This is a genomic window from Amycolatopsis echigonensis, assembly GCF_002846615.1.
Classification (GTDB): domain Bacteria; phylum Actinomycetota; class Actinomycetes; order Mycobacteriales; family Pseudonocardiaceae; genus Amycolatopsis; species Amycolatopsis echigonensis.
Genome location: NZ_PJMY01000003.1, coordinates 1,099,546 through 1,125,064, shown reverse-complemented (window position 1 = coordinate 1,125,064; position 25,519 = coordinate 1,099,546). Strand labels below are relative to the sequence as shown.

Here is a 25,519-nt window from a genome sequence, read left to right as displayed (position 1 = left end):
AGGCCCTGTCGTCCGTTCGCCGGACGGCAGGGTCTCTTTTCGTTCCAAGGCGTTGCCGCCGAATGGCGGATACGCTGTGCGGATGAGCCGCCCGACCGACGACAAGGCGCAGATCCGGCACGAGCTCGACCTGACCGGCGCGACCTGGATCCGCGCCGAACCGCCGGGCGTGACCCTGGAGCACTGCGCGGAGTTCGCGTTCGTACCGCACTCGGACGGGGTGACCTACGTGGCCATCCGGCAGCCGTCCGATCCGGACGGGGTGGTGCTGGTGTTCACGCCTTCGGAATGGGACGCGTTCACTCGCGGGGTTCGGGACGGGGAGTTCGAGTTGCCGGGGGAGTCGTAGGTTTTCGTCGGGCCTTTCTGTCCGGGAGATCGGCTTGATTGCCGTTGGACGACTGTTGCCGTTTAGTGGCGAATCTGCGGTTCGCGGTACGAATGCCCAGGTCAGAGCCCAGTGCGTCTTCGTGGGCGGGCTGGGTTCGGTCGTCCGGGTCAGAGCGCTCCGAGTGTCGCGAGGAGTTCGGTGACCTGGTAGGCCGTCGGGAAGTCCGGTGCTGAGCAGCGCAGAGTGCGGTCGTCCCCGCGGTTGGCCAGTGCCTCCGGGACCGCGCGTTCGATCCGGTCGCACGCCTCGTCCGGATGCAGCATCGCGGCCGCGCGAGCACCAGCGCGTGTCTGACCACCAGATGCCCGGAGCAACTTCGGCGGTCTCAGGGGCCACGGTGTCATCGCCGCTTGCCAGTACCGGCGGCACGCCGTAGTGCGCTGCGAGCGCCGTGCACGAGCGTCGCTGTCGGGGCGGAGTGGGTGTAGGCCGGTTTCGCCACTGAGCGGCGACAGTTCCTTTTGCCCGCCGGGTTTGACCTTGACATTGTGACAAGGTCTTCACTGGTCGGCGGAGGTGATCCCGATGAACTCGACTCAGAGGAATTTCCGGCCGACCCGGCTGATCGAGGCGTTGGGTGCCGGGGACTCGTCGACGCGGCTGCGGGCCGCCCTGACGATCGGAACGCACCCGGACGGCCCTGGTCTCGTCGAGGCGCTTGTCGCACGGTGCGCGATCGAGCCGGACTTTTATGTACGCGACATGCTCACCTGGGCGTTGACCCGATTCCCGGCGGGGGACACGGTGCCGCGGCTTCTGGCGGAGCTGCGGTCCCCGGTGGCGCAGGCCCGGAGCCAGTCGCTGCACACGTTGTCGAAAATCGGCGACCGGATCGCGTGGCCAGTGATCACCCGATCGTTGCTGCACGACTCCGACGACGAGGTCGCGAGAAGCGCATGGCGGGCGGCTGTCGTCCTCGTGCTGGACGGGGACAAGGCCGCGCTGGCTGCGGAATTGGCGACCCAACTTGGCCGTGGCAACCGAACCGTGCAGCTCAGCCTCAGCCGGGCGTTGGTCGCGCTCGGCCCCGTTATCGAGCCGGCTTTGGAGGCCGCAGTGGCGAGCGTCGACCCGGCCGTTCGGGAGCACGCCGTTGCCACCGAGCGGCTGCTGCGGGATCCGGACACCGGTTTCGACCAGGCCGTGGGCGAGGCCAAACGGATCGTCGCGCTCGGTCCGGAGCGGGCTCAGGAAACCGCGTGCTGATCGGCGAGGTCGCCCGCCGCTCGGGGGTGAGTACCCGGATGCTCCGGCACTACGACGCCCTCGGGCTGGTGCGGCCGACCGGTCGCACCGTGGGCGGCTATCGCGAGTACTCCGAGGACGACATCCGCCGGATCTTCCATGTGGAGAGCCTCCGGTCGCTCGGGATGTCGCTGCGGCAGATCGGACGGGCGCTGGAGGATCCCGCCTTCGTGCCGTCGGAGCTCGTCCGCGACCTCATTCGGCGGACCGAAGACCGGCTGAAGCGGGAACAGGAGCTGCTCGACCGGCTCCGTGCGGTTGATGCCTCGGCACCCTCTGGCTGGGAGGGTGCCTTGCGCATCGTCGAACTGCTGCGTGGGCTCAGTTCCCCTGGTGCCGCTCGTCGGCAGCAGACGATCCTGGCTCCCGCCGACGAGGTGCCGGTTCCCGCTGAGGTTCTGGCCAAAGCGGTTCTCGCCGAATCCGACCCGAATGTCGCCGGCGCGCTTCGGTGGGCCCTCGCCCGGACCGGCGGCGACGGGGTGGCGAATGTGGCGTCCGGGCTTCGTTCGGACAACGCCGACATCCGCCGACGCGCGATCCTGGCGCTCATCGAGCTGCCCGGCGACGAGGCGACTGCGGTGTTAATGGACGCGCTCGCTGGTTCGGACGCTGTGGTCCGTCGGCACGCGGCGCTCGCTCTCGGTGCGCGTGGTGCGGAGGAGGCGGTGCCGACGCTTGTCGAAATGGTCGTCGAGGGGCGAAACGACGTCGAGGCGGCCGAGGTTTTGGGCGCGCTGGCGTCTGGGGGTGTGGAGGGGATCGTTGGCGCGTTGGTCGACGCGTCGGCGGCGCACCCTGCGGATTCCGCGGTGCGGATCCGGTTGACGCAGGCGCTCGCGGAGATGCCGGAGACTCTCGCGCATGGGGCGTTGCAGCGGTTGGCGGGGGATGAGGATCGGGATGTGGCGTTGGTGGCTTCGGCTCTTCTGAGGGTGGTTGAAGAGCGTGAGGGCGTTGGTGGTGAGGGCTCTGAAAGCACCTAGCCAGTGCGGGTGGCTGGCGGGAATTCGGGGGGTCGGTGCTGGTCAGAGGCATTTGCCATTTAGTGGCGAAAGTTGCTTTGGCGTGTGTTGCCGTTCAGCACCGACCGGTGTGGCCGGTTGGGCGGCGGCCTGTGGAGTGAATTGCCGTTGCCTGGCGAAAGCCGTGGAGACGGTGCCGCCAGGCCTTGGCCTTCGCCGCTAAACGGCGAGGGCTGTGGCGGTGGAGCGTTTGCCGTTGAGCGGCGACAGCTGGGACGGCCGTTGCATCGTCGAACGGTGACGAGCGTGGGCGTGACGTTCGCCGGTGAGAGGCGAGGGGCTGCGGTGGTTGGCGTTTGCCGCTGAGTGGCGAGGGGCGTGGCGGTGTGCGGTCGCCGTCTAATGACGACGGCCGGGATGGCAGTTGTAGTCGTTGAGCGGCGACGGCTTGGCTGAGTGGTTGCTGGGCGGCCGCGGCGTCGTGGTTGATGTTGCCGCTGAATGGCGACGACGGTTTCAACGGTCGGTTCGCTGTCGTCGGGCGGCGTGACGCCGATTCGCCGTTGAGTGGCGACGTTGTGCTGAGCCGCGTGGTTGTGTCCAGCGTTGGCGAGGATGTCCACCGGCGTCGCAGTGCTGGCTGTCGTGAGCAGCCAGGGCGTCCGGTGTCGGCTGAGGCGTAGCCGTTCAGTGGCGAACGAGTGGAGGAGTTGCCATTATTCGGCGACGCGGGCGATGAGTTCCGGTAGCCGCCCGGTGGCTGCGGCCAGGGCGAGATGGTCGCCGTAGTCGCGGGATTCGACGATCTGTCCGTCTTGGATGCGCATTGCGAAGATGTTGTTCGCCTGGAAGGGGGTCCCGGAGCTGGTTTCGCCCACGTAGGTCGATTCGCCGATGATGACTTCCGGATCCGTGCTCAGGTGGAGAACCAGATCGGTCACCTCGATGCGGAAGGCTGCCGCGGCACCGGCGGCGAAGTGGGTGCGCAGGTCGTCTCGGGTGCGGAGGACGGGGGCTCCGGGCAGGAACGGATGCCGCACATCGGTTTTTGCCGCATAGAGGTCGGGGAGTTCGGACCAGCGCCCGTCGGCGACGCCGAAGACGACTCGTTGGAAAACGCCTTCACGGCTGTTCGGTGGGAAGAGTTCAGCCGGGTGCGGCGCGATGGGGCGAGATTCGTAAGCGGGCGCTTGGGCGTATGCCTCGACTAGGCCGGCGGTCGCGTCTTGGACGGCGGCCAGGCGCAGGTAGTCGTGATAGTCGCGGGTGTGGGTGAGGAGTCCGTCGCGGGCGCGGAGGACCTGGATGTTGGCCGTTTCGGTCGTTCGGCCGGTTTTCCGCGATTCGGCGGTGTACTGGTATTCGGCGACGATGACCTCCGGATCGGCGGTTTCGTGGACGGTCACGTCGTGGCGTTTGAGGCGAAGGGTTTGGCCTAGGCCGCTGACGAAACGGTCGTGCACTGCGGCGCGGCCTTCCATGCGTCCGGGCCTGGGCACTGCGGTGGGGTGCTCCACGACGGTGTCCTCGGCGTAGAGCTGCGCGAGATCGGCGAAACGACCGTCGGTGATTCCGCTGGAGAGTTGGTCGAACAGGTCGCGTGGCGTGGTCATGAGGGTCTCCACGGGTCGGTTAACCGGAGTCTGTAGTCCGCAAAGATACGGACTGCAGACTCCGGTTGTCTACCGTCGGGCGTTGCCGATTAGCGGCGACTGAGGCGGCGCAGCAGCTCTTGAGCGGCGGCGCTGTCGCAGGCTTCTGCCCAGCCCTCAGGGGTGCTGTCCCAGATGGAGTCGCGGGCGGCGAGGTCGGCACCGGCGTTTACGAGGAGTTCGATGACGTCCAGGTGGTTGCCTTCGGCGGCCAGGTGCAGTGCTGTGATGCCGACGCCGTGGCGTGGACCGCCGAAGGTGCCGACCTGGTTGACGTTCGCGCCGAGTGACAGCAGCGTTTCTGTTGCCGCTGAGTGGCCACGCGCCGCTGCCCAGGTGAGGGCGGTGCCGCGGTAGACGTCGGCGTCCAGGTTTGCGCCGCGCGCCGCCAAGGTGCGGAGTGCGGCTACTTGGTTGTTGCGGGCCGCCCAGGAGAGTGATTCGTCGAGGATCTCTGCGGGGTCGTTCGTCGGCTGCCAGAAGGGAAAACCGCTGTGCGGCCGGTAGAACTCACGGTGTGCACCGGCTGCTGGAGAAAGAGTCCCCTTTGGACTGACGAGTTCATCCAGCAGTGCGTCGTCGCCAAGACCGGCTGCGACGCGGAGGTTGTGAGGGGACCGTTCGTGCGTGGCCAGTTTTTCGGCAACAGCGCGATTTCCCCAAAACAGGGCCACGATGAGCGGGGTTCCGCCGTCTCCGCGGCCAGAAACGGCCAACGGTGCGCCGGCGTTGATCAACATGTCGGCGATCAGTGGTAAATTGCTGTAAGCAGCTTGATGTAAGGCAGTCCATCCGTGTGCGTTGGCTCGCGCGGGGTCGGCACCGTGGGCGAGCAGGACGCGGACGAGGCGTTCGTCATGGGTCGCGGAGGCCATGCCGAGGAGATCGTTCCCGTTGGTGCCGCGGGCGTGGGCCAGGTGCGGAGCTTCGGTCAGCAGCGTGGTCAGGCCGTCGACGTCGCGGGCTTCCACCAGCTGATAGGCCCGGGCGAACGGTTCGCCGTTTTTCGGCAAATCCTCGACATAGGCCTTCAGTGCCCGCCACGTCGGGAAGCCGTGCTCCCGAGCGACGACGGTCAACGCGCCGGTGCGGGTCAGCGGTTGCTTGTGCCGGTCGAAGGCGGCGCGGGCGTCCGGGGTGCCGTCTTCGGCTGAGGCGAGGAGGCCGACGGCGCGGCCGTGGTAGTACTCGACGTCCTGGTGGTAGGCATGCTGGACGTCTGGTCCGTGCTCGGCGATTCGGCGCACGTACGCCTGAAGCTGCGGCCAGCTGGGGAATCCGTAGCGGCGAGCGAGCCGGAACTGCGCTTCCGACAGTGCGACCGAGTCGGCGCGGGCGAGTTCCTTCGCCTGTTTGCGGAGCTGGCCGAGGTCGGGCTTGGCGGGCAAAGCCGTCATCAGGGAGTCCTTCCTTCCCTTGCGCGCCCCGTGGTCCGCCGGCACCGGGCAGGGAAGAAAGAAAGCTCGGCAACTCGTGGTACGGGGGCGGGCTCAGCCCTTTCCGCGGACAGGACGCGGCCCCTGCCGCGCGAGAAACACTTTAGCTCACTCAGGTCAACGTCCGCCGGTGATGACGCTGACCGCGATGCCGAGCGTGGCCGTGTTGTACATGAACGACAGCACGCTGTGCGCGAGCACCAGGGAGCGGATCGACGTCGTCCGCGTTTCGACGTCCGAGACCGCGAAGCTTGTCCCGATGGTGAACGCGAAATAGGTGAAATCGGCCAGCGTGGGACGTTCGGTTTCGGGGAAGCGGAAGTGCTGTGTCGGCAGGCTGTCGTAGTACGTCTGCGCGTAACGCTCCGCGTAACCGAAGTGCAGGATCGCCCAGGCCAGCAGGACCGCGGGGACGCCGACGACTTTCGCGTCGGTGGGGTCGATGCCGGCCGTTTCCGGCATGACGATCGACAGGCCGGCGGTGACGCCGACGAGGCTGGTCAACAGCGTGAACAGGAGTCCGAGCCGACGTCCGAGGACGCCTTTCAGCCACCGGGCGTCGGTGTGGTCGATTTTCCGGCTACAGGACACTCGCGCGATGCGGATGCCGAGGTAGACCAGCGCGAGCAGATCCCAGGAGAGAAGAGCGAGGACGTTGTCGTCCTTGACGAAGGTGACGATCCCCAGCGCCAGCAGGACGAGTTCGACCAACCGGGACGCGGTGAGGGCGAGTTTCGTGAACACCGGCGGCTCCCAGGGCGAACGCAGGCGAGGGCGTCTCGCGAAGGTAACAGCGGGTTGTCGCCTCTGGACGGCGAAACGATCCCGTCGGGATCGCCTGTTCAGGGGAAGTGTTCGTCAGGAAGTCCTGCGTCGGACGCGGAAGTGCTGGAATGCCTTCGACGAGCGGAAAAGTGGCTGTATGCAGGAGATGGACGGTTTCGCCGTTCATTGGCGAATCCCTGGTGGGAGGGGGTTTCCGACGTCCGGCGAGAGCTTCGGCGACGACGCGTCGGCCCGGTGGTCTGCAGACGGCGGAGATATCTGGCGACCAACCGGGGTGGGGCTTTCGTGGGAAGCCCCACCGCAGAATCAGAGAACCAGCGGGGCGAGGCGACGCCAGCCGTCCACCGGGATCTCTGGTCCGTCGCCCAGAACCTGGATGCAGACGTGGTCCGCGCCGGCGTCGAAGTGTGCGCGGATTCGGTCGGCGACTTCGTTCTCGTTTCGGTAGGCCACGATCGCGTCGACGAGCCGGTCGCTGCCCCCGTCGGACAAATCTTCTTCGGTGTAGCCGAGGCGGCGCAGATTCGTCCGTTGGTGTGCGGCCAGCCGCACGTATCCGGCGACGTGTTCGCGAGCGATCTGCCTTGCCTTCACTGGATCCGCGTCGAGGACGACAGCTTGTTCGACAGCAAGGTAAGCGTCGGGTCCCATCGTTTCGCGAGCGAACGCCGTGTGCTCAGGAGGGACGAAGTACGGGTGTGCGCCGTCGGCTCGGGTCGCGGCGAGTTTCAGCATTTTGGGCCCGAGAGCGGCTAGAAGCCGACGCGGCCGAGAACCGGAAGCGCTGCCAGCGGCAAAGTGCAGGTCCGCCGCGTCCATGGCGTCGAGATAGTCCTGCAGCGCAGTACCCTCGCCGCCCGAGCGATGCCCGCCGAGGCCGAGCGTGAATCGTCCCGGATACGCCTCCGCCAGCGTGCGTCCAGCAGCTTCAGCCGTCGCCGCCGACCGCTCCGAGAACCGTGCGATCCCCGTCGCCACGGTCAACGTCGTGGTCGCCTCGAGCAGCAACGCGGCCTGCGTGAACGCCTCCCTCCCGCGGTATTCGCCGAACCACAGCGCGGTGAAACCCAGCGACTCGACCTCACGGGCAGCCGCACGAACCTCGCTGATTTTCTCGCCGTCAAAGGAAAACGTCCAGATTCCGACCGTCATCGCGCACCGCCGTGTGCGGCGGCGTCAAGCTTCGCGAACAAATCCACAACAGACTCCATGAGAGTTCTCTGGCCGCGGAGCGCGGCGTCGATCCCGGCGCAGCCAACGTCCACTGAGGACGCACCCCAGAACCAGAGGCTGCCTCCGGTTACTATACGGAGGCGTCCTCCGATTTGTCACGGGATAAACTCCGGCCGAGATGACCGACGCCAAGCCGATGCGCGCGGACGCCCGCCGCAACTACGAACGCCTGCTGGCCGAAGCGAGGCGCGCCTTCGCCGAACACGGCGTCGACGCCTCGCTCGAAGACGTCGCCCGCAGTGCCGGCGTCGGGATCGGCACCCTCTATCGCCATTTTCCGACCAGGGAAGACCTGATCGAGACGCTGCTGCGGGACCGGTTCGACACCCAGGCGGAAAAGGCGCGCGAGCTGCTGCTCGCCGAGGATCCGCTCGACGGGCTGTACACCTGGCTGATCGGCCTCGGCGAGACGTCCGCCGTTTACCGCGGCCTTACCGAAATACTGGCCGACGCGTTCGACGATCCGGAGTCGCGGCTGCACGCGTCCTGTGAAGCGATGAAGGACGCCGCGTCCCACCTAGTGGACAGGGCGCAAGCGGCCGGCGTTTTCCGCGCCGACGTGACTGTCCGAGAGCTGCTTTTGTTGCTGCACGGTGCTTCTTGGGCCGGATCCCACCTTCCGGGAGAAGGCGGTACAGAGCGCCTGATGGCGCTTGTCTTCACCGGATTACAGACAAGTGAACAGCGGGGGCAGCGGGTTGTCGGTGCACCGCGTTAAACTCCGCGAGTCCGGGCACAACGACGTGCGCCGCGAGAGAGCGTCCTCGATTTCGTGACCAGATAGTGGGAGCCGCATCGTGACCAAGCCCAGCAAACCCGTAGTCCTCATCGCGGAGAAGCTCGCGCCCTCCGTGCTGAGTGTGTTCGGTGACGAGGTGGAGGTCCGGCACGTGGACGGCACCGACCGTCCCGCGCTGCTCGAGGCGGTGAAGAGCGCCGACGCGCTCCTGGTCCGATCCGCTACCAAGGTCGACGCCGAGGTGCTCGGGGCGACCACGCAGCTGAAGGTCGTCGCCCGCGCGGGCGTCGGCCTGGACAACGTCGAGGTCCCGGCCGCCACCGAGCGCGGCGTGCTCGTGGTGAACGCGCCGACGTCGAACATCGTCTCCGCCGCCGAGCACGCGGTCGCGCTGCTGCTCGCGGTCGCCCGTCGCGTTCCCGCCGCCGACCAGAGCCTGCGCGGCGGCGAGTGGAAGCGCAGCTCGTTCACTGGCGTCGAGATCAACGGCAAGACGGTCGGCGTCGTCGGGCTCGGCAAGATCGGCCAGCTGTTCGCCCAGCGGCTCGCCGCCTTCGGGGCCAAGCTCATCGCGTACGACCCCTATGTCTCGGCCGCGCGCGCCGGCCAGCTGGGCATCGAGCTGGTCACCCTCGACGAGCTGCTGGAACGCGCCGACGCGATCTCCATCCACCTGCCGAAGACGCCGGAGACCAAGGGCCTCATCGACGCCGAGGCGCTCAAGAAGACCAAGCCGGGCGTGATCATCGTCAACGCCGCCCGCGGCGGGCTGATCGTCGAGGAGGCGCTGGCCGACGCGGTGCGCAGCGGCCACGTCGGCGGCGCGGGCATCGACGTGTTCGTCACCGAGCCGACCACCGAGAGCCCGCTGTTCGACCTGCCGAACGTCGTCGTCACGCCGCACCTCGGCGCGTCCACCACCGAAGCGCAGGACCGCGCGGGCACGGACGTGGCGCGGTCGGTGCTGCTGGCGCTGCGCGGCGACTTCGTGCCGGACGCGGTGAACGTGTCCGGCGGCGGCTCGGTCGGCGAGCACGTGCGGCCGTACCTGGCGCTCACCCAGAAGCTCGGCCAGGTGCTGACCGCGTTGAACCCGAAGGCTCCGACGTCGCTGACTGTCGAGGTCAAGGGCGAGCTGTCCAGCGAAGACACCGCGGTGCTGAAGCTGGCCGCGCTGCGCGGGCTGTTCGCGGGCGTGGTCGAGGACCAGGTCACCTTCGTCAACGCGCCGCGGCTGGCCGAGGAACTCGGCGTGCAGGCGGAGCTGGTTTCCGAATCGGAGAGCCCGAAGTTCCGCAGCCTGGTCACGCTCCGCGCGGTGCACGGCGACGGCGCGACCCTCACCGTGTCCGGTTCGGTCACCGGCAAGGACGAGGTCGAGAAGATCGTCGAGGTCAAGGGCAGGCACTTCGACCTCCGCGCCGAGGGCGACGTGCTGGTGATCGAGTACCCGGACCGGCCCGGCGTCATGGGCCGCGTCGGCACGCTGCTCGGCGAGGCGGGCATCAACATCGAGGCCGCGCAGATCAGCCAGAGCACCGACGGCTCCGACGCGATCATGCTGCTGCGCGTCGACCGGCACGTGGACACCAACGTGCTCGAGCCGATCGGAGCCACCGTCGGCGCGCACACCATCCGCGCTGTCGACTTCAACTAGTCGCCGATTTCGCGCAACGGCCCCTTTCCCGGACTCCGGGAGAGGGGCCGTTCTGTCGTTCACCCAGACCGGCAACATTCGGGTAACAGACCATTTTCCGCACGAAAGTAGGTGTTTCGGACAGCTAGGTTCTTGCCGCGAGGCTGAACCACGCGCCGTGAGAGCACGGCGCGGCGCCGGTGCTCACCGTCGGGGGCGCGAAGGGGGAGCGCGGGCAGGTTCGTGATCCGGGCCTCGAGAAGGGGTTACTCATGAGCAGAACCCGGTTGCCCGGGTGGGCTGCCCGCTCGGTGGTCGTGGGTTCCGCGGTGCTGCTGGCGGCGGCCGTCGCCGTGCCCGCGGCGTCCGCGCAGAGCGCGCCGCTGGCCGAGCCGGTCGCTCCGGCGAAGGTCGACGCGAGCAAGGTCCAGGGCAAGCTTTCGCCCCGGCTGAGCGCGGCGCAGGGGCAGATCACCGCGTTCGTCGAGCTGGCCAAGAAACCCGCGGTGGACGCGTTCAAGGAGGAGCAGGGCAAGGGCAAGGGCAAGGCCAAGCAGGCAGCGAAGGCGGCTAAGGCCGACGTCGCCGCCGCGGTCAGCTCCGTGGTCGGACAGCTGCGGTCCGCGGACGCGAGCACGAAGCTCGTCACGCAGACGGCCAACGCGGTGCCCGGTGCCGTCGTCACCGCCGACGCGGCCAAGATCCGCGAGCTCGCGGAACGGCCGGACGTCGTGTCGGTGCGCACGGTCGTGCCTAAGAACCGCACCAACGCCAGCGCCGAACAGCTCACCAACACGCTTGCCAGCTGGCAGAAAACCGGCAAGTTCGGCGACAACATCCGCGTCGGCGTGATCGACGACGGCATCGACTACACCCACGCCGACTTCGGCGGCCCTGGCACGCCCGAGGCCTACAAGGCGGTCGACCGCACGAAGCCGTCGCCGTTGTTCCCGAACGCCAAGGTGGTCGGCGGCACCGACCTCGTCGGCGACGACTACGACTCGGCGGGCAAAACCGGTTCGCCGACGCCCAAACCGGACCCCAACCCGATCGCGTGCGGCGAACACGGCACGCACGTCGCGGGCACGATCGGCGGCTTCGGCGTCAACGCCGACGGCAGCACGTTCACCGGCGACTACAAGAAACTGAGCAAAAAGACGCTCGACGCCATGCGGATCGGGCCGGGCACCGCACCGAAGTCTCTGCTCTACGCGATCAAGGTGTTCGGCTGCAAGGGTTCCACGAACGTCACGTCGCAGGCGCTGGACTGGGCGCTCGACCCGGACGGCGACGGTGACTTCACCGACCATCTCGACGTCGTGAACCTGTCGCTGGGCAGCGACTTCGGCGCCCCGGACGACCCGGACTCGCTGTTCGTGCGCAAGCTCGCGCAGAACAACGTGCTGCCGGTGATCTCGGCGGGCAACGGCGGCGACATCAACGACATCGCCGGTTCGCCGGGCAACACCCCGGAAGCGCTCACCGTGGCCAGCAGCCGCGACGCGGGCGAGCTGCGGGACGCGATCGAGGTCAAGACGCCGACCGCGGGGCAGCAGCCGGGCCAGTACAGCCAGGAGTACACCGGCTACGACACCCTCGACCTCACCGCCCCGGTCGTGCCGATTTCGGCGGGCAACAACGCCGGGTGCACCGCCTATTCGGCTGAGGACAAGGCGAAGGCCGCGGGCAAGATCGTCTGGCTCGAGTGGGACGACAACGACGCCACCCGGCCGTGCGGTTCCGCCGCGCGGGCCAACAACGCGCAGGCCGCGGGCGCCAAGGGCGTGCTGCTTTCGTCCACTGTGGAGCATTTCGGCGCGGGTATCGCGGGCAACGCGGCGGTTCCGATGTTCCAGCTCACCGGCAAGGCCACCCAGGCCGTGCGGGCGGGGCTGACCGCGGGCACGCTCACCGTGCGGCTGTACGGAGCCGGGCGGACCACGCTGCAGACGTACGACCAGTCCATCGTGGACACTCCCAGCTCGTTCACCTCGCGCGGCGGACGCGGTCCGTCGGTGAAGCCGGACGTCGCCGCGCCTGGCGACACGATCACATCGGCGTTCCGCGGCAGCGGCAACGCGCGTCTGGTCCTCTCGGGCACGTCGATGGCCGCGCCGCACACGTCGGGCATCACGGCGCTGGTCCGCCAGGCACATCCGGACTGGAGCGTCGAGGAGGTCAAGGCCGACGTCGTCGGCACCGCGGTGCACGACATCACGGACGGCGCGGGCCACACCTACGGCCCGCAGCGCGTCGGTGCCGGCCGGATCGACGCGAAAGCCGCGCTGGACAACCAGGTTCTCGCGTACGTGCAGGACGACCCGGGCGCGGTGAGCGTCACGTTCGGCACCGTCGAGGCGGCTGGTCCGGTCACGTTGAGCAAGACGATCAAGGTGGTCAATAAGGGCGTCAAGGCTGCTGAGTACTCGGTGGGCTACGAGGCCGTCAACAGCCTGCCCGGTGTCGAGTACACAGTGGACAAAAGCTCGGTGAAGCTCAACCCGCGCGGGGTCGCGACGGTGAAGGTGACGCTGAAGATCACCGATCCGAAGGCGCTGCGCAAGGTTCTCGACCCGACCATGGCCGCTTCGCAGGCCGGGCTCGCCCGGCAGTTCGTGGCTGACGCTTCGGGTCGCGTCGCGTTCACCCCGAAGAACGGCGCGACCGTTCCGCTGCGGGTGGCGGTGTACTCGGCTCCGAAGCCGGTATCGGCGATCACCACCCCGGGCGGCGTGCGCTTCGGCGCGAACGCCGACCAGGCCGTGCTGAACCTCGGCGGCAAGGGCATCGACCAGGGCAGCGGTTCCCAGCGGTACCGGTCGTTGATCAGCGTGCTCGAACTGCAGGCCGAATCGCCGCAGCTGCCGGAATGCGACGCGCACGTCACCGCGGACTGCACTCTCAACCGCACCGCGAAGGGCGGTGACCTCCGCTACGTCGGCGCGGCGTCGACAGCCCCGCTCGCCAAGGCGCAGGGGGAGCCGGAGAACGCGATGCTGGCGTTCGGCATCACAACCTGGAGCGATTTCGCGAACCTCGGCAGCAACACGGTGCCGTTCGTGGACATCGACACCACCGGCGACGGCAAGCCGGACTTCGAAACCTTCGTGACGAAGGCGACGGGGTCGGACGTGCTGCTCGTCAACACGGTGTCGCTGACCAAACCGGGCAACCCGTCGGTGGACCTGCAGGCGATCAACGGGCAGCTCGGCGACGTCGACACCAACGTGTTCGACTCGAACGTGATGGTGCTGCCGGTCAGCATCGCCGCGCTCGGCATCGACCCGAAGGCGGCGTCGCACCGGATCAGCTACACGGTCGGCACCGCCGGGTACTACGTCGCGCCGGGTACCTCGAACGGGTTGATCGACCAGGTCAGCACTCCGCTGTCGTTCGACGTGCTCGCGCCGGCGTTCTCGGTCCAGGGCGGCGGCGACGCGGCGCTGGGTTATGTCGCGAAGCCGGGTACGGCACTGGTGGTCAACCGCAACAAGGCCGCGGTCGCCGGGGACAAGGCGAAGGGGCTGCTGGCGATCGAGCACCACAACGTGGCGGGGCAGCGCGCCTCGGTCGTGCGGATCGAATCCGAGGTGCCGCGCGGCTGACCCCGGTTCACCCTTTGAGGGGAACTTGAGGCGCGCCGCGGAAGTGGCCGCATAGCGAGACGCGGGGGCTTGCCAAGGCTGTCCGGCCTGGGCAAGCCCCCGTTTCCGTTCGCCCGAACGGGTGTCTCACCCTGTGGGAGGATGCGGCATAAGGGTGGTGCGGCTACGGCACCTTGTCTACGGCCGGTAACCTTCCGCTGCTGGCGTTTTTGTGCGAATGGGCCATCGGTGCGCCCGGTGGCCTGGGCTACGGAGGTGTGTGGATGCGGCTCGCGGTGATCCCAGGGGACGGGATCGGGCCCGAGGTGGTCTCCGAGGCGCTCAAGGTGCTCGGTGAGGTAGCACCGGCGGCGGAGATCACGAACTACGACCTCGGCGCCTCGCGGTGGCACGCCACCGGGGAGCTGCTCCCGGAGTCGGTGCTCGGCGAATTGCGCCAGCACGACGCGATCCTGCTCGGCGCGGTCGGCGACCCGACGGTGCCGAGCGGCATCCTCGAGCGCGGTCTGCTGCTGCGGCTGCGGTTCGAGCTGGACCACCACGTGAACCTGCGCCCGGCGCGGTTGTACCCCGGGGTGCGCGGCCCGCTGGCCGACGCCGGGGACGTCGACATGGTCGTGGTGCGCGAAGGCACCGAAGGCCCGTACGCGGGCAACGGCGGTCTGCTGCGCAAGGACACCGAGCACGAGATCGCCACCGAGGTCAGCGTCAACACGGCCTTCGGCGTGCGGCGCGTGGTCGCGGACGCGTTCAACCGCGCCGAGGAACGTCCGCGCAAGCACCTCACGCTGGTGCACAAGACCAACGTGCTGGAGCACGCCGGTTCGTTGTGGTCGCGGATCGTCGAAGAGGTTTCGCTGGAGCACCCGGACGTCACCGTCGCGTACTCGCACGTGGACGCCGCCACGATCCACCTGGTCACCGACCCGTCGCGGTTCGACGTGATCGTCACCGACAACCTCTTCGGCGACATCATCACCGACCTCGCGGCCGCGGTGACCGGCGGCATCGGCCTCGCGGCCAGCGGCAACCTCGACATCACGCGCCGGAACCCGAGCATGTTCGAGCCGGTGCACGGCAGCGCGCCGGACATCGCCGGCCAGGGCCTCGCCGACCCGACCGCCGCGGTGCTTTCGGTGTCGCTCCTGCTGGACCACCTCGGCCAGAAGGAAGCGGCGCGGCGCATCGAGGCCTCGGTGGCGTTCGATCTCGCCACGCGCGACCAGTCGTCGCCGGGCGCGACCCAGGCGATCGGCGACCGCCTCGCGGCGCTGGTCTCCTCCAACGTGCGCCAGGTCGGCTGACCGCCTGAGCTTTTCGGACCCCCGCCGCGGAAGCCGGTCGAAATCCGGCGCTGACCCGCAACGGTAGGCCTTCGGCTCCTCTCCGGAGCCGAAGGCGAGCCCGATACCGGCGGGGGTTCGTTCTTCGAACCTCGTCCCCTCCCGTCGTGGTCTGCGGGAGACGACACTCCCGCCGCCGGCGGCTGCCGTCTTTTGCGGGCCCAATGTTCTGATTGGGTCGTCGCCGGTGGTGTCTTCGCCTTCGCCTTCGCCTTCGCCTTCTCCTTCGTCTGAAGGGCGTTCTGCTCGTACTGGACCCGTGGTTGGCGGGGCTGAGGATTCGCCGGTTTTTCGTGACGGCGGTTCTGGCGGCGTTTCGCCGCCTGCCGCCGGGGATGATTCGGCGGCGGTTCTCGGGGATGGCTCTCTTTCGCCGCTGGGTGGCGAGAGCGCCTCGGCGCTCTCCGGTGGCGGCTCGCTGGCAGGTGGTTCTGGTCCTCCGCCTGCTGGTGACGAGGACGTTTCTGACCTTTCGCCATCCAGCGGCGACAGTGCTCCTGACGGTTCGCCGCTGAGTGGCGAGGGCTTTCCGGATGTTTCACCGCTCGGTGGAGACAGTGCATCGGATCGTTCGGGTTCAAGCGGCGGCGGGGATGATTTGCCGTCTGGCGGCGACGTTGCGTCGGGTGGTTCTCGATCCCGTGGTGACGGGGCTTCGGGTCTTTCGCCGCTGAACGGCGAGGGTGGTTCGGAGGCTTCGCCATCCAACGGCGAAGGTGCCACCCGCGACTCGAGCCGACAGCATGCTTCTCCCGCGAGGGTCGATTCGCCGTTTCGCGGCAACGCGGTGCACCACGGCAAGCCGCCGATCGACGAGCCGCAGGCCGACTACTCGCCTACCTGTGGATTGCCTGACATCGGCGCTCGCATTGTCGCGCCGCTGGATGACCAATCCTCGGGCGAAGGGCACATTTCGCCGCGAATCGACGAATCCCAAAGTCGGCGGGTCGCGTCGTCGAGGGTCGGGGAATCCCAGCGGCAGGCGGTTGCGCCGCCGCGGGTCGGCAAATCCCAAGGGCAGCGGGTTGCGTCGCCATTGAGTGGCGAATCCCAGGTCGGGGCTGTTGCCGTTCAGCGGCGACGGCCGTTGACGCCGGTACTCCTCGGACTCGCGGTGGCATTGCTCGGGTCGATCGTTATCGCTGTAGGGATCGGAACGGTGGCAGTACCGGTCACTCACACGTGGTCCTTTCTCCGCGCGGGGTTGTTCGGCGGGACGATCGGTGCGGACGAGGTCGGGCAGTACCGGATCATCTGGGACCTTCGGCTTCCTCGTGTTCTGCTCGCCGTGGTCGTCGGTGCCGGGTTGTCGACCGTCGGCGTCGCGATTCAAGCGATGGTGCGCAACGCGCTCGCCGAGCCGTATGTGTTGGGGATTTCCTCTGGCGCGTCCGTCGGCGCGACAGCGGTGACGTTGTTCGGCGTCTTCGCGTCGCTCGGGATCTATGCGTTGTCGGTCGGGGCGTTCGTGGCTGCGCTCGCCGCGACGTTGATCGTTTACCTAGTCGCCCGTACGAGGCAAGGGCTTACTCCTCTGCGCCTGGTGCTCACCGGAACGACGTTGTCTTACGGGTTCTTCGCGATCACGACGGTCATCGTCTACCAAGCGCCGAACGGCGAGGCCGCGCGATCGGCACTGTTTTGGTTGCTCGGCAGCCTCGCCGGCGCGAATTGGGGCACGCTGCCGATCGCCGCGATCGTGGTGGTCGGCGGGGTTCTGTTGTTGCTGGCGCTGGCCGGCCAGCTCAATGCGCTCGCCATGGGCGACGAAGCGGCGACGACTCTTGGCGTCGATGTCGGGAAGCTGCGGGGCCTCCTCTTCATCGTTTGCGCTGCGATGACAGGAGTCCTAGTCGCGGTGAGCGGGGCAATCGGATTTGTCGGCCTGATCCTTCCGCATCTGGTGCGGCTAATCGTCGGTGCTGATCATCGACGGGTGCTTGCCGTGGCACCGCTGGCTGGCGCGGTTTTCCTGGTGTGGGTGGACGTCGCGGCGCGGGTGCTCGCCGCACCCGAGGAGTTGCCGATCGGGGTGCTTACCGCGGCGGTCGGAGTACCGGCTTTCCTGTTCTTGATGCGCCGTCGCTCCTATGTGTTCGGAGGCGCGTGAATGGACCTCTCGCTCAACGGCGTCAGCGTGACCGCGGCCGGGCGCAAGCTGATCGACGACGTGACCCTCGAAGCTCGGCAAGGCCAATTCGTCGGCCTGCTCGGCCCGAACGGCAGCGGAAAGTCGACGACTCTGCGGGCCGTCTGCCAAGTGCTCAAGCCGTCAGCCGGAGCGGTGCTAGTCGACGGCCAGCCGGTGGACGGCATGGCACCGCGGAAACGAGCGCGCGCGATTGCCGCGGTCGCGCAGGAAGCGCATGCGGAGTTCGACTTCACCGTCGCCGAAGTGGTGGCGATGGGTCGAATGCCGCATCACGGCCTGCTCGACCGCATGAGCGCGGCCGACCACCGGTTGTGCGCCGAGGCACTGGCTCAAGTCGGCCTGACACACCTGTCCGATCGCGGCGTGCTGACGCTGTCCGGAGGCGAACGGCAACGCGTGCTGATCGCGCGCGCACTCGCGCAGCAGCCCCGAATCCTGGTGCTCGACGAGCCGACCAACCATCTCGACATCCGGCACCAGCTCGAAGTTCTCGCACTCGCTCGCACCAGCGGGCCGACGGTGCTGGCCGCGCTCCACGACCTGAACCTGGCCGCCGCCGTGTGCGACGTGGTGCACGTGCTCGATGCTGGCCGCCTCGTCGCGAGCGGAACCCCGGCTGAGGTGCTCACGCCTGCTTTGCTCGCCGACGTGTTCGGGGTGCGCGGGCATGTGGTGCCGCACCCCGCCACGGGGCGTCCGCAGTTGTTGTTCGACCTGCTCGAGTCTCAGGAGGACACTCATGCGTAGGACAGTCGCGTTGATCGTGACGGTCGCCCTCGTCGCCACCGGATGCGGCGCTCATGTGTCCGAAGGGGACAGTGGGGCTGCCCCGGCCGGGTATCCCGTGACAGTGACCAACTGTGGTTCCTCCTTGACCGTATCCAAGCCTCCTTCCCGGGTCGTCACGAATGACATCGGCATCACCGAGTTGATGTTCGCGCTCGGCTTGGGCGACCGGATGGCCGGTTACGTGGTCGACAAAGGACAGTCCGGTGGCGTTGCCTCTTCCCCGTGGAAAGCCGATTTCGCCAAGGTGCCCAAGCTCGCGGAGAAGATCAACCGCGAGGTGGTGCAGGGCGCGGGAGCGGACCTCGTGTTCGCGGGCTGGAACTACGGCTTCTCGGAGGCAACCGGGTTCACCCCGGATTCCCTCGCGAAGCTGGGCATCTCCAGCTACTTGCTCACCGAGGCGTGCCGCAACGGCAATGGCAAGCAACGGGGCATCATGCGGCCGCTCGACGCGCTGTACACAGACGTGCGCAATCTGGGGAAAATCTTCGGAATCAGTGGTCGTGCAGAACGTTTGATCGGAGAGTACCGCGCACGCGTCGCCGCTGTCACGAACGCGGTGCCGACCGGACGGCCGAAGCCCAAGGTGTTCCTCTACGACGACGGCCGTGACCAGCCATTCACCTCCGGACGCAACGCGGGCCCGGACGAAATCATCACCAAATCGGGTGGCGCCAACATCTTCGCAGACCTCAACGACAGCTGGACCACCGTCAGCTGGGAAGCCGTGATCCAGCGCGCGCCCGACGTCATCCTCATCAACGACTACGGCGGCGAGGTCGGCAGCGTGGCCGACAAGGAGAACTTCCTCCGCTCGCGTCCCGGCCTGCGCGACATCCCGGCGGTGAAGGAAGGGCGCTTCTTCGCGCTGCCGTACGCGGCTTTGGTAGAGGGGCCGCGAAACGCGGCCGCGGTCGAAGAATTCGGCCGCTACCTGGCGAACCTGCCCGGCTGACGGCTCTCAGAAGGTGGGACGCTTCGCCCGGCGCTTGGAAGCCGGGCGAAGCTGTGGCATGATGGCCGACATGACCGCCATCTCCGTCATTATTGCCTTGCGCGCCGGATAGAAGCTCCACAAGAGCTACCGGCGCGCAACCTCTCGCACCCATGCGGGAGGTTTTTTTGTTGCCTGGACAAGGTTCTGCCCCGCCACAAGGAGAACACCGTGACCCGCACGGAACCCGCTGGCACGCCGCTCGGCGATGCCTTCCACCTCTACGACACCACTTTGCGCGACGGTGCGCAGCGTGAAGGAATCACCTACTCCGTCACGGACAAACTGGCCGTCGCGCGGCTGTTGGACGAGCTGGGTGTCGGGTTCATCGAGGGCGGCTGGCCGGGTGCGCTGCCGAAGGACACGGAGTTCTTTTCCCGTGCGGCCAAGGGAGAGCTGTCGCTCAAGCACGCCGCGCTCGTCGCGTTCGGGTCCACGCGCAAGGCGGGGACTGCGGCCGATAAAGATCCGCAGGTCCGGGCGCTGGTGGATTCGGAGGCTCCGGTCATCACTTTGGTGGCCAAATCGGACCTTCGGCACATCGAGCGGGCGCTGCGGGTCGACGTCGACGAGGCGTGTGCGATGGTGCGTGACACGGTCTCGTTCCTCGTCGGCGAAGGACGCCGCGTTTTCCTTGACGCAGAACACTTTTTCGACGGCTATACCTTCTCTCCCGAAACGTCGCTGCGGGTGCTCGACGCGGCGGCGCACGCTGGCGCGGACGTTCTCGTGCTGTGCGACACGAACGGTGGACAGCTGCCGCTGGGACTTGCCGAAACCGTAGGCGAAATCAAGGAAAAGACCGGATTCCGGCTTGGAATCCATTGCCAGGATGACACTTCCTGTGCCGTGGCGAACTCTGTCGCCGCGGTACAGGCCGGCGCGACGCACGTGCAGTGCACCGCGAACGGCTACGGGGAACGGGCGGGCAACGCCGACCTGTTCGCCGTGGCGGGAAACCTCGTGACCAAGCTCGGAATGGAGGTCCTCCCGACCGGAGGAGCCGCCGAGCTCACTCGCGTCTCCCATGCTTTGGCCGAAATCGCCAACCTCGCACCCGACACCCACCAGGCTTACGTCGGGTCGTCCGCTTTCGCCCACAAGGCGGGGCTGCACGCGAGCGCGATCAAGGTGGATCCGTTGTTGTACAACCACATCGATCCGTCTTCTGTCGGCAACGGCATGCGAGTACTGGTCACTGAGATGGCCGGCAGGGCCAGCCTCGAGCTCAAGGGACGTGAACTCGGGGTCGACCTTGCCGGCCGGCCCGACGCACTCACGAACGCGGTGCGGAAGGTGAAGGAGCTCGAATCGGAGGGCTGGTCGTTCGAAGCGGCCGACGCCTCGTTGGGGCTGCTGCTGCGTCGCGAGGTCGAGGAGGTTTCCGGCGAAAAGTCGGATCCGCCGCCGTTCGAGCTCGAGTCCTATCGGGTGGTGCTGGACCACCGCCCGGATGGCGAGGTCATTTCCGAGGCGACGGTGAAGGTGCACGTCGCGGGCGAGCGCGTCATCGCGACCGCGGAAGGGAACGGCCCGGTGCACGCCCTCGACGCGGCGCTGCGCCAGGCGTTGACGCCGTATCTGTCCTGGTTGGACAGCATGGAGCTGGCCGATTACAAGGTGCGGATCCTGCCGTCGAACCCAGGTACGGACGCCGTGACGCGGGTGCTTATCGAAACTAGTGACGGCGAACACGAATGGACGACGGTGGGCGTGCACGGCAACATCGTCGAGGCCAGCTGGCTGGCGTTGTGCGACGCGTTGGTCCACAAGAGCCTGACTGTCGCGTCAGGGCGGGAGCAGTCGGTGCCTGAGCTGGGGGTGGCTGCAGTGGGTGGGTGATCGAGCTTTCCGGACGTGCCGCGTTGAGAGGCGGTGTTCGTGCGGCGGGTATCGCGGCTCACAGATGGAAGGCTGGTTGCCGTTCGCGTTGGGCGGTGCGGGGGGGTGTCCCTATGTTGTTGTCAAGCGGCAGCGGGGGTACTGGTCGGTTCGGGGTGCCGGTAGTTGGTGCGGCTGCGGAGCATGGCGAACAGGACGTCGCAGCGGCGGCGGGCGAGGCAGATCAGCGCGGCGTTGTGTTTCTTGCCCTCGGCTCTCTTCCGGTCGTAGTAGGTCCGGCTGGTGGGGTCGGACAGGGCTGCGAAAGCGGCGAGGAAGAAGGCGCGTTTGAGTCTGCGGTTGCCTGTTCTGGCGGGGTGTTCGCCCTTGATCGAGGTTCCGGAGCGGTGGGTGACCGGGGCGATGCCGGCGTAGGCGGCGAGGTGTCCGGAGGTTTTGAAACCGGAGGCGTCGCCGATTTCGAGGAGGATGCGGGCGGCGGTCCTGACGCCGATGCCGGGCATCGATGTCAGGACCTGGGCAAGAGGGTGTGCATCGAGTATCTCCTCGACTTCGGCGGCGACGGTTTTCCGTTGCTGCAGCACGGTTTTCAGGCTGTCGGCGAGTCTGGGCAGGATCTTGTCCGCGGCGGCGGTGCCCGCGACGGTGACGGTCTGCTCGTCCAGTGCGGCGAGGATGTCCTCGACCAGTTTTGTGCCCATGCGTGGGGCGTGGGTGGTGGCGATCGCCGCGAGTTTGCGGCAACCGGCCTTGCGGATCCCGATAGGGCCGCCGCAGCGGGACAGGATTTCCAGCACGGCAGAGTGACTGATTTTGGGGCCGAGGACGCGTTCGAGGGCGGGGTGGATGCCGGTGAGCAGGCCGCGGATGCGGTTGCTGACCCGGGTCGCTTCGGCGGCGAGGTCGTCGTCGAATCCGACGAGCACGTCCAGCTCGGCCAGGGCTTCGTCGTCGACGTTGAGCCGGCGCAGGGTGTGGGGCAGGGTGCGGGCGGCGTCGGCGATGACATAGGCGTCGCGGGCGTCGGTTTTGGCGTTGCCCGGGTAGAGGTCGGCGATGCGGCGCATCGCCAGCCCTGGCAGGTAGGCCACCTCGTGCCCGCAGGCGCGGGCCACCGCCACGGGCAGTGCGCCGATCGTGGCGGGCTGGTCCACCACGACCAGGACTGGGCCGTGAACAGTGAGTTTGTCGAACATCGCCCGCAACTTCGGCTCACTGTTGGGCAGCGGAGCGTCGTGCAGCCGTTTCCCGGCCGGATCCAGACCGACCGCGTGATGCTCGCCCTTGCCGACGTCCAAGCCGAGGAACACGGCGTATTCGCTGGTCATCGAAGGTATCTTCCGTCTTGTCGTGCATGGTCACCAGTCGAGCATCAAAGGCCGGCAGCCACGTTACGACGAGACCTACCCAGCGGGCGGCCGTGTCCCTATCAGCGGTCCCTCGATGCCACCAAACCCGGTGACACCACCCCCCGGATCATGAACGCGACTGGGGGACTCAGTCATGCCGGGCCTGGCGACCACGAACTCCTTGATCAGGAGCTACGAAAAAGGTAACGGGGGGTCGTTTCTTGCTGGTGTGAAGGGTCCCTTCGTGCCAGCCAGGTCGCGGCCGGTCAGCTGGTGCGAGGGCTTCGTTCGCGTGGAATGGAGCGAGGGGGACAGTCGCGCACGCTCGGGGTGCGCGACAGTCGGTGGGGGTACGTAGACTGGTGCGGTGCGTCTAGCTCGTATTGCTCATCCCAGTGGTGTCGCGTTCGCTTCGATCGAGGGGGACGGCGACGATGCCCAGGTCCTGGAGATCGCGGAACACCCGTTCGGCCAGCCGAACTTCACCGGCAAGCGCTGGCCGCTGGCCGACGTGCGGCTGCTCGCGCCGATCCTGCCGTCGAAGGTGATCGCCGTCGGCCGGAACTACGCGAAGCACGCGGCGGAGTTCGGCAACGAGGTGCCGTCCGAGCCGATGCTGTTCATCAAGCCGTCGACGACGGTGGTCGGGCCGAACGCTCCGATCCGCCGGCCGTCGGACGTCGGACGCGTCGACTTCGAGGGCGAACTCGCGATCGTCATCGGACAGCCGGTCAAGAACGTGCCCGCGGCCCGAGCGGCCAGCGCGATCCTCGGCTACACGGTCGCGAACGACGTGAGCGCGCGCGACCTGCAGAAGTCCGACGGCCAGTGGGGCAGGGCGAAGGGTTTCGACACCTTCTGCCCGCTCGGCCCGTGGATCGACACGTCCATCGACCCGTCCGACCTGGCGCTCCGCAGCGAGGTCGACGGCGAACTGAAGCAGGACGGCCGGACTTCGGACCTCGTGCACAAGGTGCCCGAGTTGGTCGAGTTCGTGTCGCGCGTGATGACGCTCCTGCCCGGCGACGTGATCCTGACCGGCACGCCGGAGGGGGTCGGTCCGATCGTCGACGGGCAGTCGGTGTCCATCACGATCGATGGCATCGGAACCCTGACGAACCCGGTGCAGGACGTCTGAGCTGGCCGTTGCCGTTTTGCGGCGACAGTGGCTGGCGGGTCGGTTCGGGTGTTGCCGCTGAGTGGCGAATCCCTGGTCAGGCAGGTTTTCTGGCCGTCGGGGTGATGCTCGGGCGGTGGCACCGGGGCTGTTGCCGCTGAGTGGCGAGCGGACGCTGGTGCCGGGGTAAGTGGGCAGGCGGGGCCGTTGCCGCTGAGTGGCGAATGGTGGCTGGCGCTTCGGTTGGTGAGTGGTCGGCGCTGTCGCCGCTGAGTGGCGAAGGACGGCTTGGCGCTCGCGATGGGAGCTGACGGTGTCGTTGCCGCATGGTGGCGAGAGGCCGAGAGGCGATCGGCGCTCGCGTGCGTGAGCTGGTGATGCTGTTGCCGCTGAGTGGCGAGAGATGATCAGTGCTCGAGTTGGCGATGCTGTTGCTGTTTGGTGGCGAGTGGTGATGGGTGTTCGCGTTGGTGAGTATGCGGGTGCCGCTGCCGCCTAGTGGCGACAGGTGATCGGCGCTCGGCTGGGGGCGGTGGGCTCTTTTGCCGGTGCGTGGCGAATGGTCGTTGATGGTCAGTTGCCAAACGGTTGGTGCTGTTGCCGCAGAGTGGCGACTGGTGCCTGGGCTGGTTAGTGGCGGCGCTGTTGCCGGTCGGTGGCGAGAGCGGTCTCGGATGGTTGGTTGGCGAGTCGGTGGCGTTGTTGCCGCGGGGTGGCGAAGACGCGTCGTCGTTGTTTGGTTGCGGCCCACCGGCGGGGGTTGGCCGGTGGGCGCTGGGTGGTGCCGACAGGGCGCCGTGGCGTTGCCGTTTGGCGGCTGATCGGGTGGTGGGTTAGCGGCGGGCCGGTTCTGCTGGGCGGCGGGCGAAGGCCGGTGCGGATTCCCGGCGGATGCCTACGCCGATGAGGTACGCGGGGACCCCGGCGAGTTTCGGGAAGCGCTTGAGCAGCGCGATCAATTGCGGCGGGGGGCCGTCGGCGTGGCCGGTCATTACTGGGCCCATTACTCGGCGGTGAAGAAGGCGTTGCAGCCCCTGGACGGCGACGGTCGGCAGGAGGCGACGGCGGCGAACGGCGGTGAGGTTCTTTTCGGTCGGTTTGCCGCGGAGGAGCGGGTCGGCCAGTAGCCTCGCGGCGGCGACGGCGTCTTGCACTGCCAGGTTGATTCCGACGCCGCCGACCGGGGACATCGCGTGGGCGGCGTCTCCTATGCACAGCAGGCCGTCGACGTGCCAGCGGTGCAGGCGGTTCAGGCGTACGTTGAGGAACTTGACGTCGTCCATGGACTTCAGTTCGCCGACGCGGTCGGCGAATTCGGGGCAGACCTCGATGACGTCGCGGCGGAAGCTTTCGATGCCGGCGTCGTTTAGGTCATTGCCTTTCGGCGTGAGGTAGGCGATCTGGTAGTAGCCCTTGCGCGGCAACGGCACCGCGAAACGGTGGTTGCGCATCCTCGGCACCAGCGTGGCTTCCTGCTCTTCGGCCTTGCGCGAAAGCCGGAACCACCAGGCGTCGAACGGGGTGTAGTACTCGCGTGGAGTGAGGCCGGCGGAGCGGCGGGCCAGCGACCAGCGGCCGTCGGCGGCGATGACCAGGTTGGCTTTCAGTTCGCCTTCGGCGCCGTCTGCGGTGCGGTAGCGGACGCCGGTGACTCGGCGGCCCGACCGGAGCAGGCCGGTCATTTCGGTTTCGAGCCTCAGGGTGAAGGTCGGCTCTTTCTGGGCCGTTTCGGCGAGCAGGTCCAGGAAATCCCATTGAGGGACCATCGCTACGTAGGGGCGGGGGACCTTCAGCAGGGACATGTCGGCGATGGTCAGCGCGTCGCCGTCGGGGGTCGGGAGTCCGACTGTGGTCACTTTGGTGTGCGGTAGCGCTTCGAACTTCTCGCCCAGGCCCAGTTCGTCCAGGAGTGCGAGGGTGGACGGGTGGACGGTGTCGCCGCGGAAGTCGCGGAGGAAGTCTGCGTGCTTTTCCAGCACTGCCACCTCTACGCCCGCTCGGGCCAAGAGCAGTCCCGCCACCATGCCTGCCGGTCCGCCGCCGACGATGACGCAGCCCGTGTGCTCGGTCATCTTCCCCAGCTCCCTCTTATTCATCGTCTGTTGAATAAGGTGAGGATGCACCTTGCGCGGAGGGTGCGTCAAGTCGGCCGATGGGGTGGGTTCGTGGTCTAGGGGACCGAGATATGCGAGAGGAGGGCGGTCGGGGGGCAGGGCTTGAGAGATGGCCTGAACGGGGCGTGCCA

19 protein-coding genes and 1 riboswitch are annotated in these 25,519 nt (G+C 67.7%); of the genes, 12 read left to right on the top strand and 7 right to left on the bottom strand.

Annotated elements, in window-relative coordinates; all coding sequences use genetic code 11:
• The first annotated feature begins 82 nt into the window (after positions 1–82).
• A complete protein-coding gene (locus tag ATK30_RS09745) occupies positions 83–349 on the top strand; it encodes a DUF397 domain-containing protein (RefSeq protein ID WP_101435301.1) in 267 nt (88 codons plus the stop codon).
• Between the two features lie 149 nt (positions 350–498).
• Here ATK30_RS09745 and ATK30_RS45005 read toward each other — a convergent pair whose 3' ends face one another.
• Complete coding sequence (locus ATK30_RS45005; RefSeq protein WP_158242459.1) at positions 499–654, bottom strand: hypothetical protein; 156 nt, start codon at positions 652–654, stop codon at positions 499–501.
• Positions 655–916: 262 nt separating this feature from the next.
• Between ATK30_RS45005 and ATK30_RS09740 the strand changes: the two genes are divergently transcribed.
• Together ATK30_RS09740 and ATK30_RS09735 are read left to right on the top strand one after the other, a co-directional pair.
• Positions 917–1,597 carry a HEAT repeat domain-containing protein gene (locus ATK30_RS09740; protein WP_101435300.1) on the top strand — a complete coding sequence of 227 codons (681 nt, stop codon included), beginning with the start codon at positions 917–919 and terminating at the stop codon, positions 1,595–1,597.
• Entirely contained in the window at positions 1,591–2,622 is a 1,032-nt protein-coding gene (locus tag ATK30_RS09735; RefSeq protein ID WP_101435299.1) for a MerR family transcriptional regulator, read from the top strand. The genes ATK30_RS09740 and ATK30_RS09735 overlap by 7 nt, the downstream gene beginning before the upstream one ends.
• 695 nt (positions 2,623–3,317) lie before the next feature.
• Here ATK30_RS09735 and ATK30_RS09730 read toward each other — a convergent pair.
• The 4 genes from ATK30_RS09730 to ATK30_RS09715 form a co-directional block, all read right to left on the bottom strand.
• The gene (locus tag ATK30_RS09730; RefSeq protein ID WP_101435298.1) at positions 3,318–4,214 is read right to left on the bottom strand and encodes a nuclear transport factor 2 family protein; all 897 of its coding nucleotides are present in this window, start codon (positions 4,212–4,214) and stop codon (positions 3,318–3,320) included.
• Positions 4,215–4,303: 89 nt separating this feature from the next.
• Positions 4,304–5,650 carry an ankyrin repeat domain-containing protein gene (locus ATK30_RS09725; RefSeq protein WP_101435297.1) on the bottom strand — a complete coding sequence of 449 codons (1,347 nt, stop codon included), beginning with the start codon at positions 5,648–5,650 and terminating at the stop codon, positions 4,304–4,306.
• Between the two features lie 156 nt (positions 5,651–5,806).
• Positions 5,807–6,433, bottom strand: a complete 627-nt coding sequence (locus ATK30_RS09720) for a DUF1345 domain-containing protein (protein WP_101435296.1) — start codon at positions 6,431–6,433, stop codon at positions 5,807–5,809.
• A 348-nt stretch (positions 6,434–6,781) separates the two neighbouring features.
• Complete coding sequence (locus ATK30_RS09715) at positions 6,782–7,627, bottom strand: TIGR03620 family F420-dependent LLM class oxidoreductase (RefSeq protein ID WP_101435295.1); 846 nt, start codon at positions 7,625–7,627, stop codon at positions 6,782–6,784.
• 199 nt (positions 7,628–7,826) lie between these two features.
• Here ATK30_RS09715 and ATK30_RS09710 point away from each other — a divergent pair, with 199 nt between their 5' ends.
• The 8 genes from ATK30_RS09710 (at position 7,827) to cimA (ending at position 20,808) form a co-directional block, all read left to right on the top strand.
• On the top strand, positions 7,827–8,426 hold the full coding sequence (locus tag ATK30_RS09710) for a TetR/AcrR family transcriptional regulator (protein ID WP_101435294.1): 600 nt from the start codon (positions 7,827–7,829) through the stop codon (positions 8,424–8,426).
• A 79-nt stretch (positions 8,427–8,505) separates the two neighbouring features.
• A complete protein-coding gene (gene serA / locus ATK30_RS09705; protein ID WP_101435293.1) occupies positions 8,506–10,104 on the top strand; it encodes a phosphoglycerate dehydrogenase in 1,599 nt (532 codons plus the stop codon).
• A 251-nt stretch (positions 10,105–10,355) separates the two neighbouring features.
• The gene (locus ATK30_RS09700; protein ID WP_167441872.1) at positions 10,356–13,688 is read left to right on the top strand and encodes a S8 family peptidase; all 3,333 of its coding nucleotides are present in this window, start codon (positions 10,356–10,358) and stop codon (positions 13,686–13,688) included.
• A 263-nt stretch (positions 13,689–13,951) separates the two neighbouring features.
• Positions 13,952–14,992 carry a 3-isopropylmalate dehydrogenase gene (locus ATK30_RS09695; RefSeq protein ID WP_009074046.1) on the top strand — a complete coding sequence of 347 codons (1,041 nt, stop codon included), beginning with the start codon at positions 13,952–13,954 and terminating at the stop codon, positions 14,990–14,992.
• A 4-nt stretch (positions 14,993–14,996) separates the two neighbouring features.
• Positions 14,997–15,121, top strand: a riboswitch (cobalamin riboswitch).
• A gap of 997 nt (positions 15,122–16,118) precedes the next feature.
• Complete coding sequence (locus ATK30_RS47675; RefSeq protein WP_463672417.1) at positions 16,119–17,141, top strand: FecCD family ABC transporter permease; 1,023 nt, start codon at positions 16,119–16,121, stop codon at positions 17,139–17,141.
• Positions 17,142–17,930 (top strand): ABC transporter ATP-binding protein, encoded by a 789-nt coding sequence (locus ATK30_RS09685; RefSeq protein ID WP_101435291.1) that lies wholly within the window; start codon positions 17,142–17,144, stop codon positions 17,928–17,930. It begins immediately after the preceding gene.
• Positions 17,931–17,946: 16 nt separating this feature from the next.
• Positions 17,947–18,927, top strand: coding sequence for an ABC transporter substrate-binding protein (locus ATK30_RS09680; protein WP_244194924.1), 981 nt, complete (start codon positions 17,947–17,949; stop codon positions 18,925–18,927).
• A gap of 210 nt (positions 18,928–19,137) precedes the next feature.
• Positions 19,138–20,808 carry a citramalate synthase gene (cimA, locus tag ATK30_RS09675; protein ID WP_101435289.1) on the top strand — a complete coding sequence of 557 codons (1,671 nt, stop codon included), beginning with the start codon at positions 19,138–19,140 and terminating at the stop codon, positions 20,806–20,808.
• 122 nt (positions 20,809–20,930) lie between these two features.
• Here cimA and ATK30_RS09670 read toward each other — a convergent pair whose 3' ends face one another.
• Positions 20,931–22,136: an IS110 family RNA-guided transposase gene (locus ATK30_RS09670; protein WP_037361642.1), complete on the bottom strand. Its 1,206-nt coding sequence runs from the start codon at positions 22,134–22,136 to the stop codon at positions 20,931–20,933.
• Positions 22,137–22,524: 388 nt separating this feature from the next.
• Here ATK30_RS09670 and ATK30_RS09665 point away from each other — a divergent pair, with 388 nt between their 5' ends.
• A complete protein-coding gene (locus ATK30_RS09665) occupies positions 22,525–23,295 on the top strand; it encodes a fumarylacetoacetate hydrolase family protein (RefSeq protein WP_101435288.1) in 771 nt (256 codons plus the stop codon).
• An 812-nt stretch (positions 23,296–24,107) separates the two neighbouring features.
• On the opposite strand, the gene ATK30_RS09660 is transcribed toward ATK30_RS09665, so the two are convergent.
• The gene (locus ATK30_RS09660) at positions 24,108–25,346 is read right to left on the bottom strand and encodes an FAD-dependent oxidoreductase (protein ID WP_101435287.1); all 1,239 of its coding nucleotides are present in this window, start codon (positions 25,344–25,346) and stop codon (positions 24,108–24,110) included.
• Between the last annotated feature and the right edge of the window lie 173 nt (positions 25,347–25,519).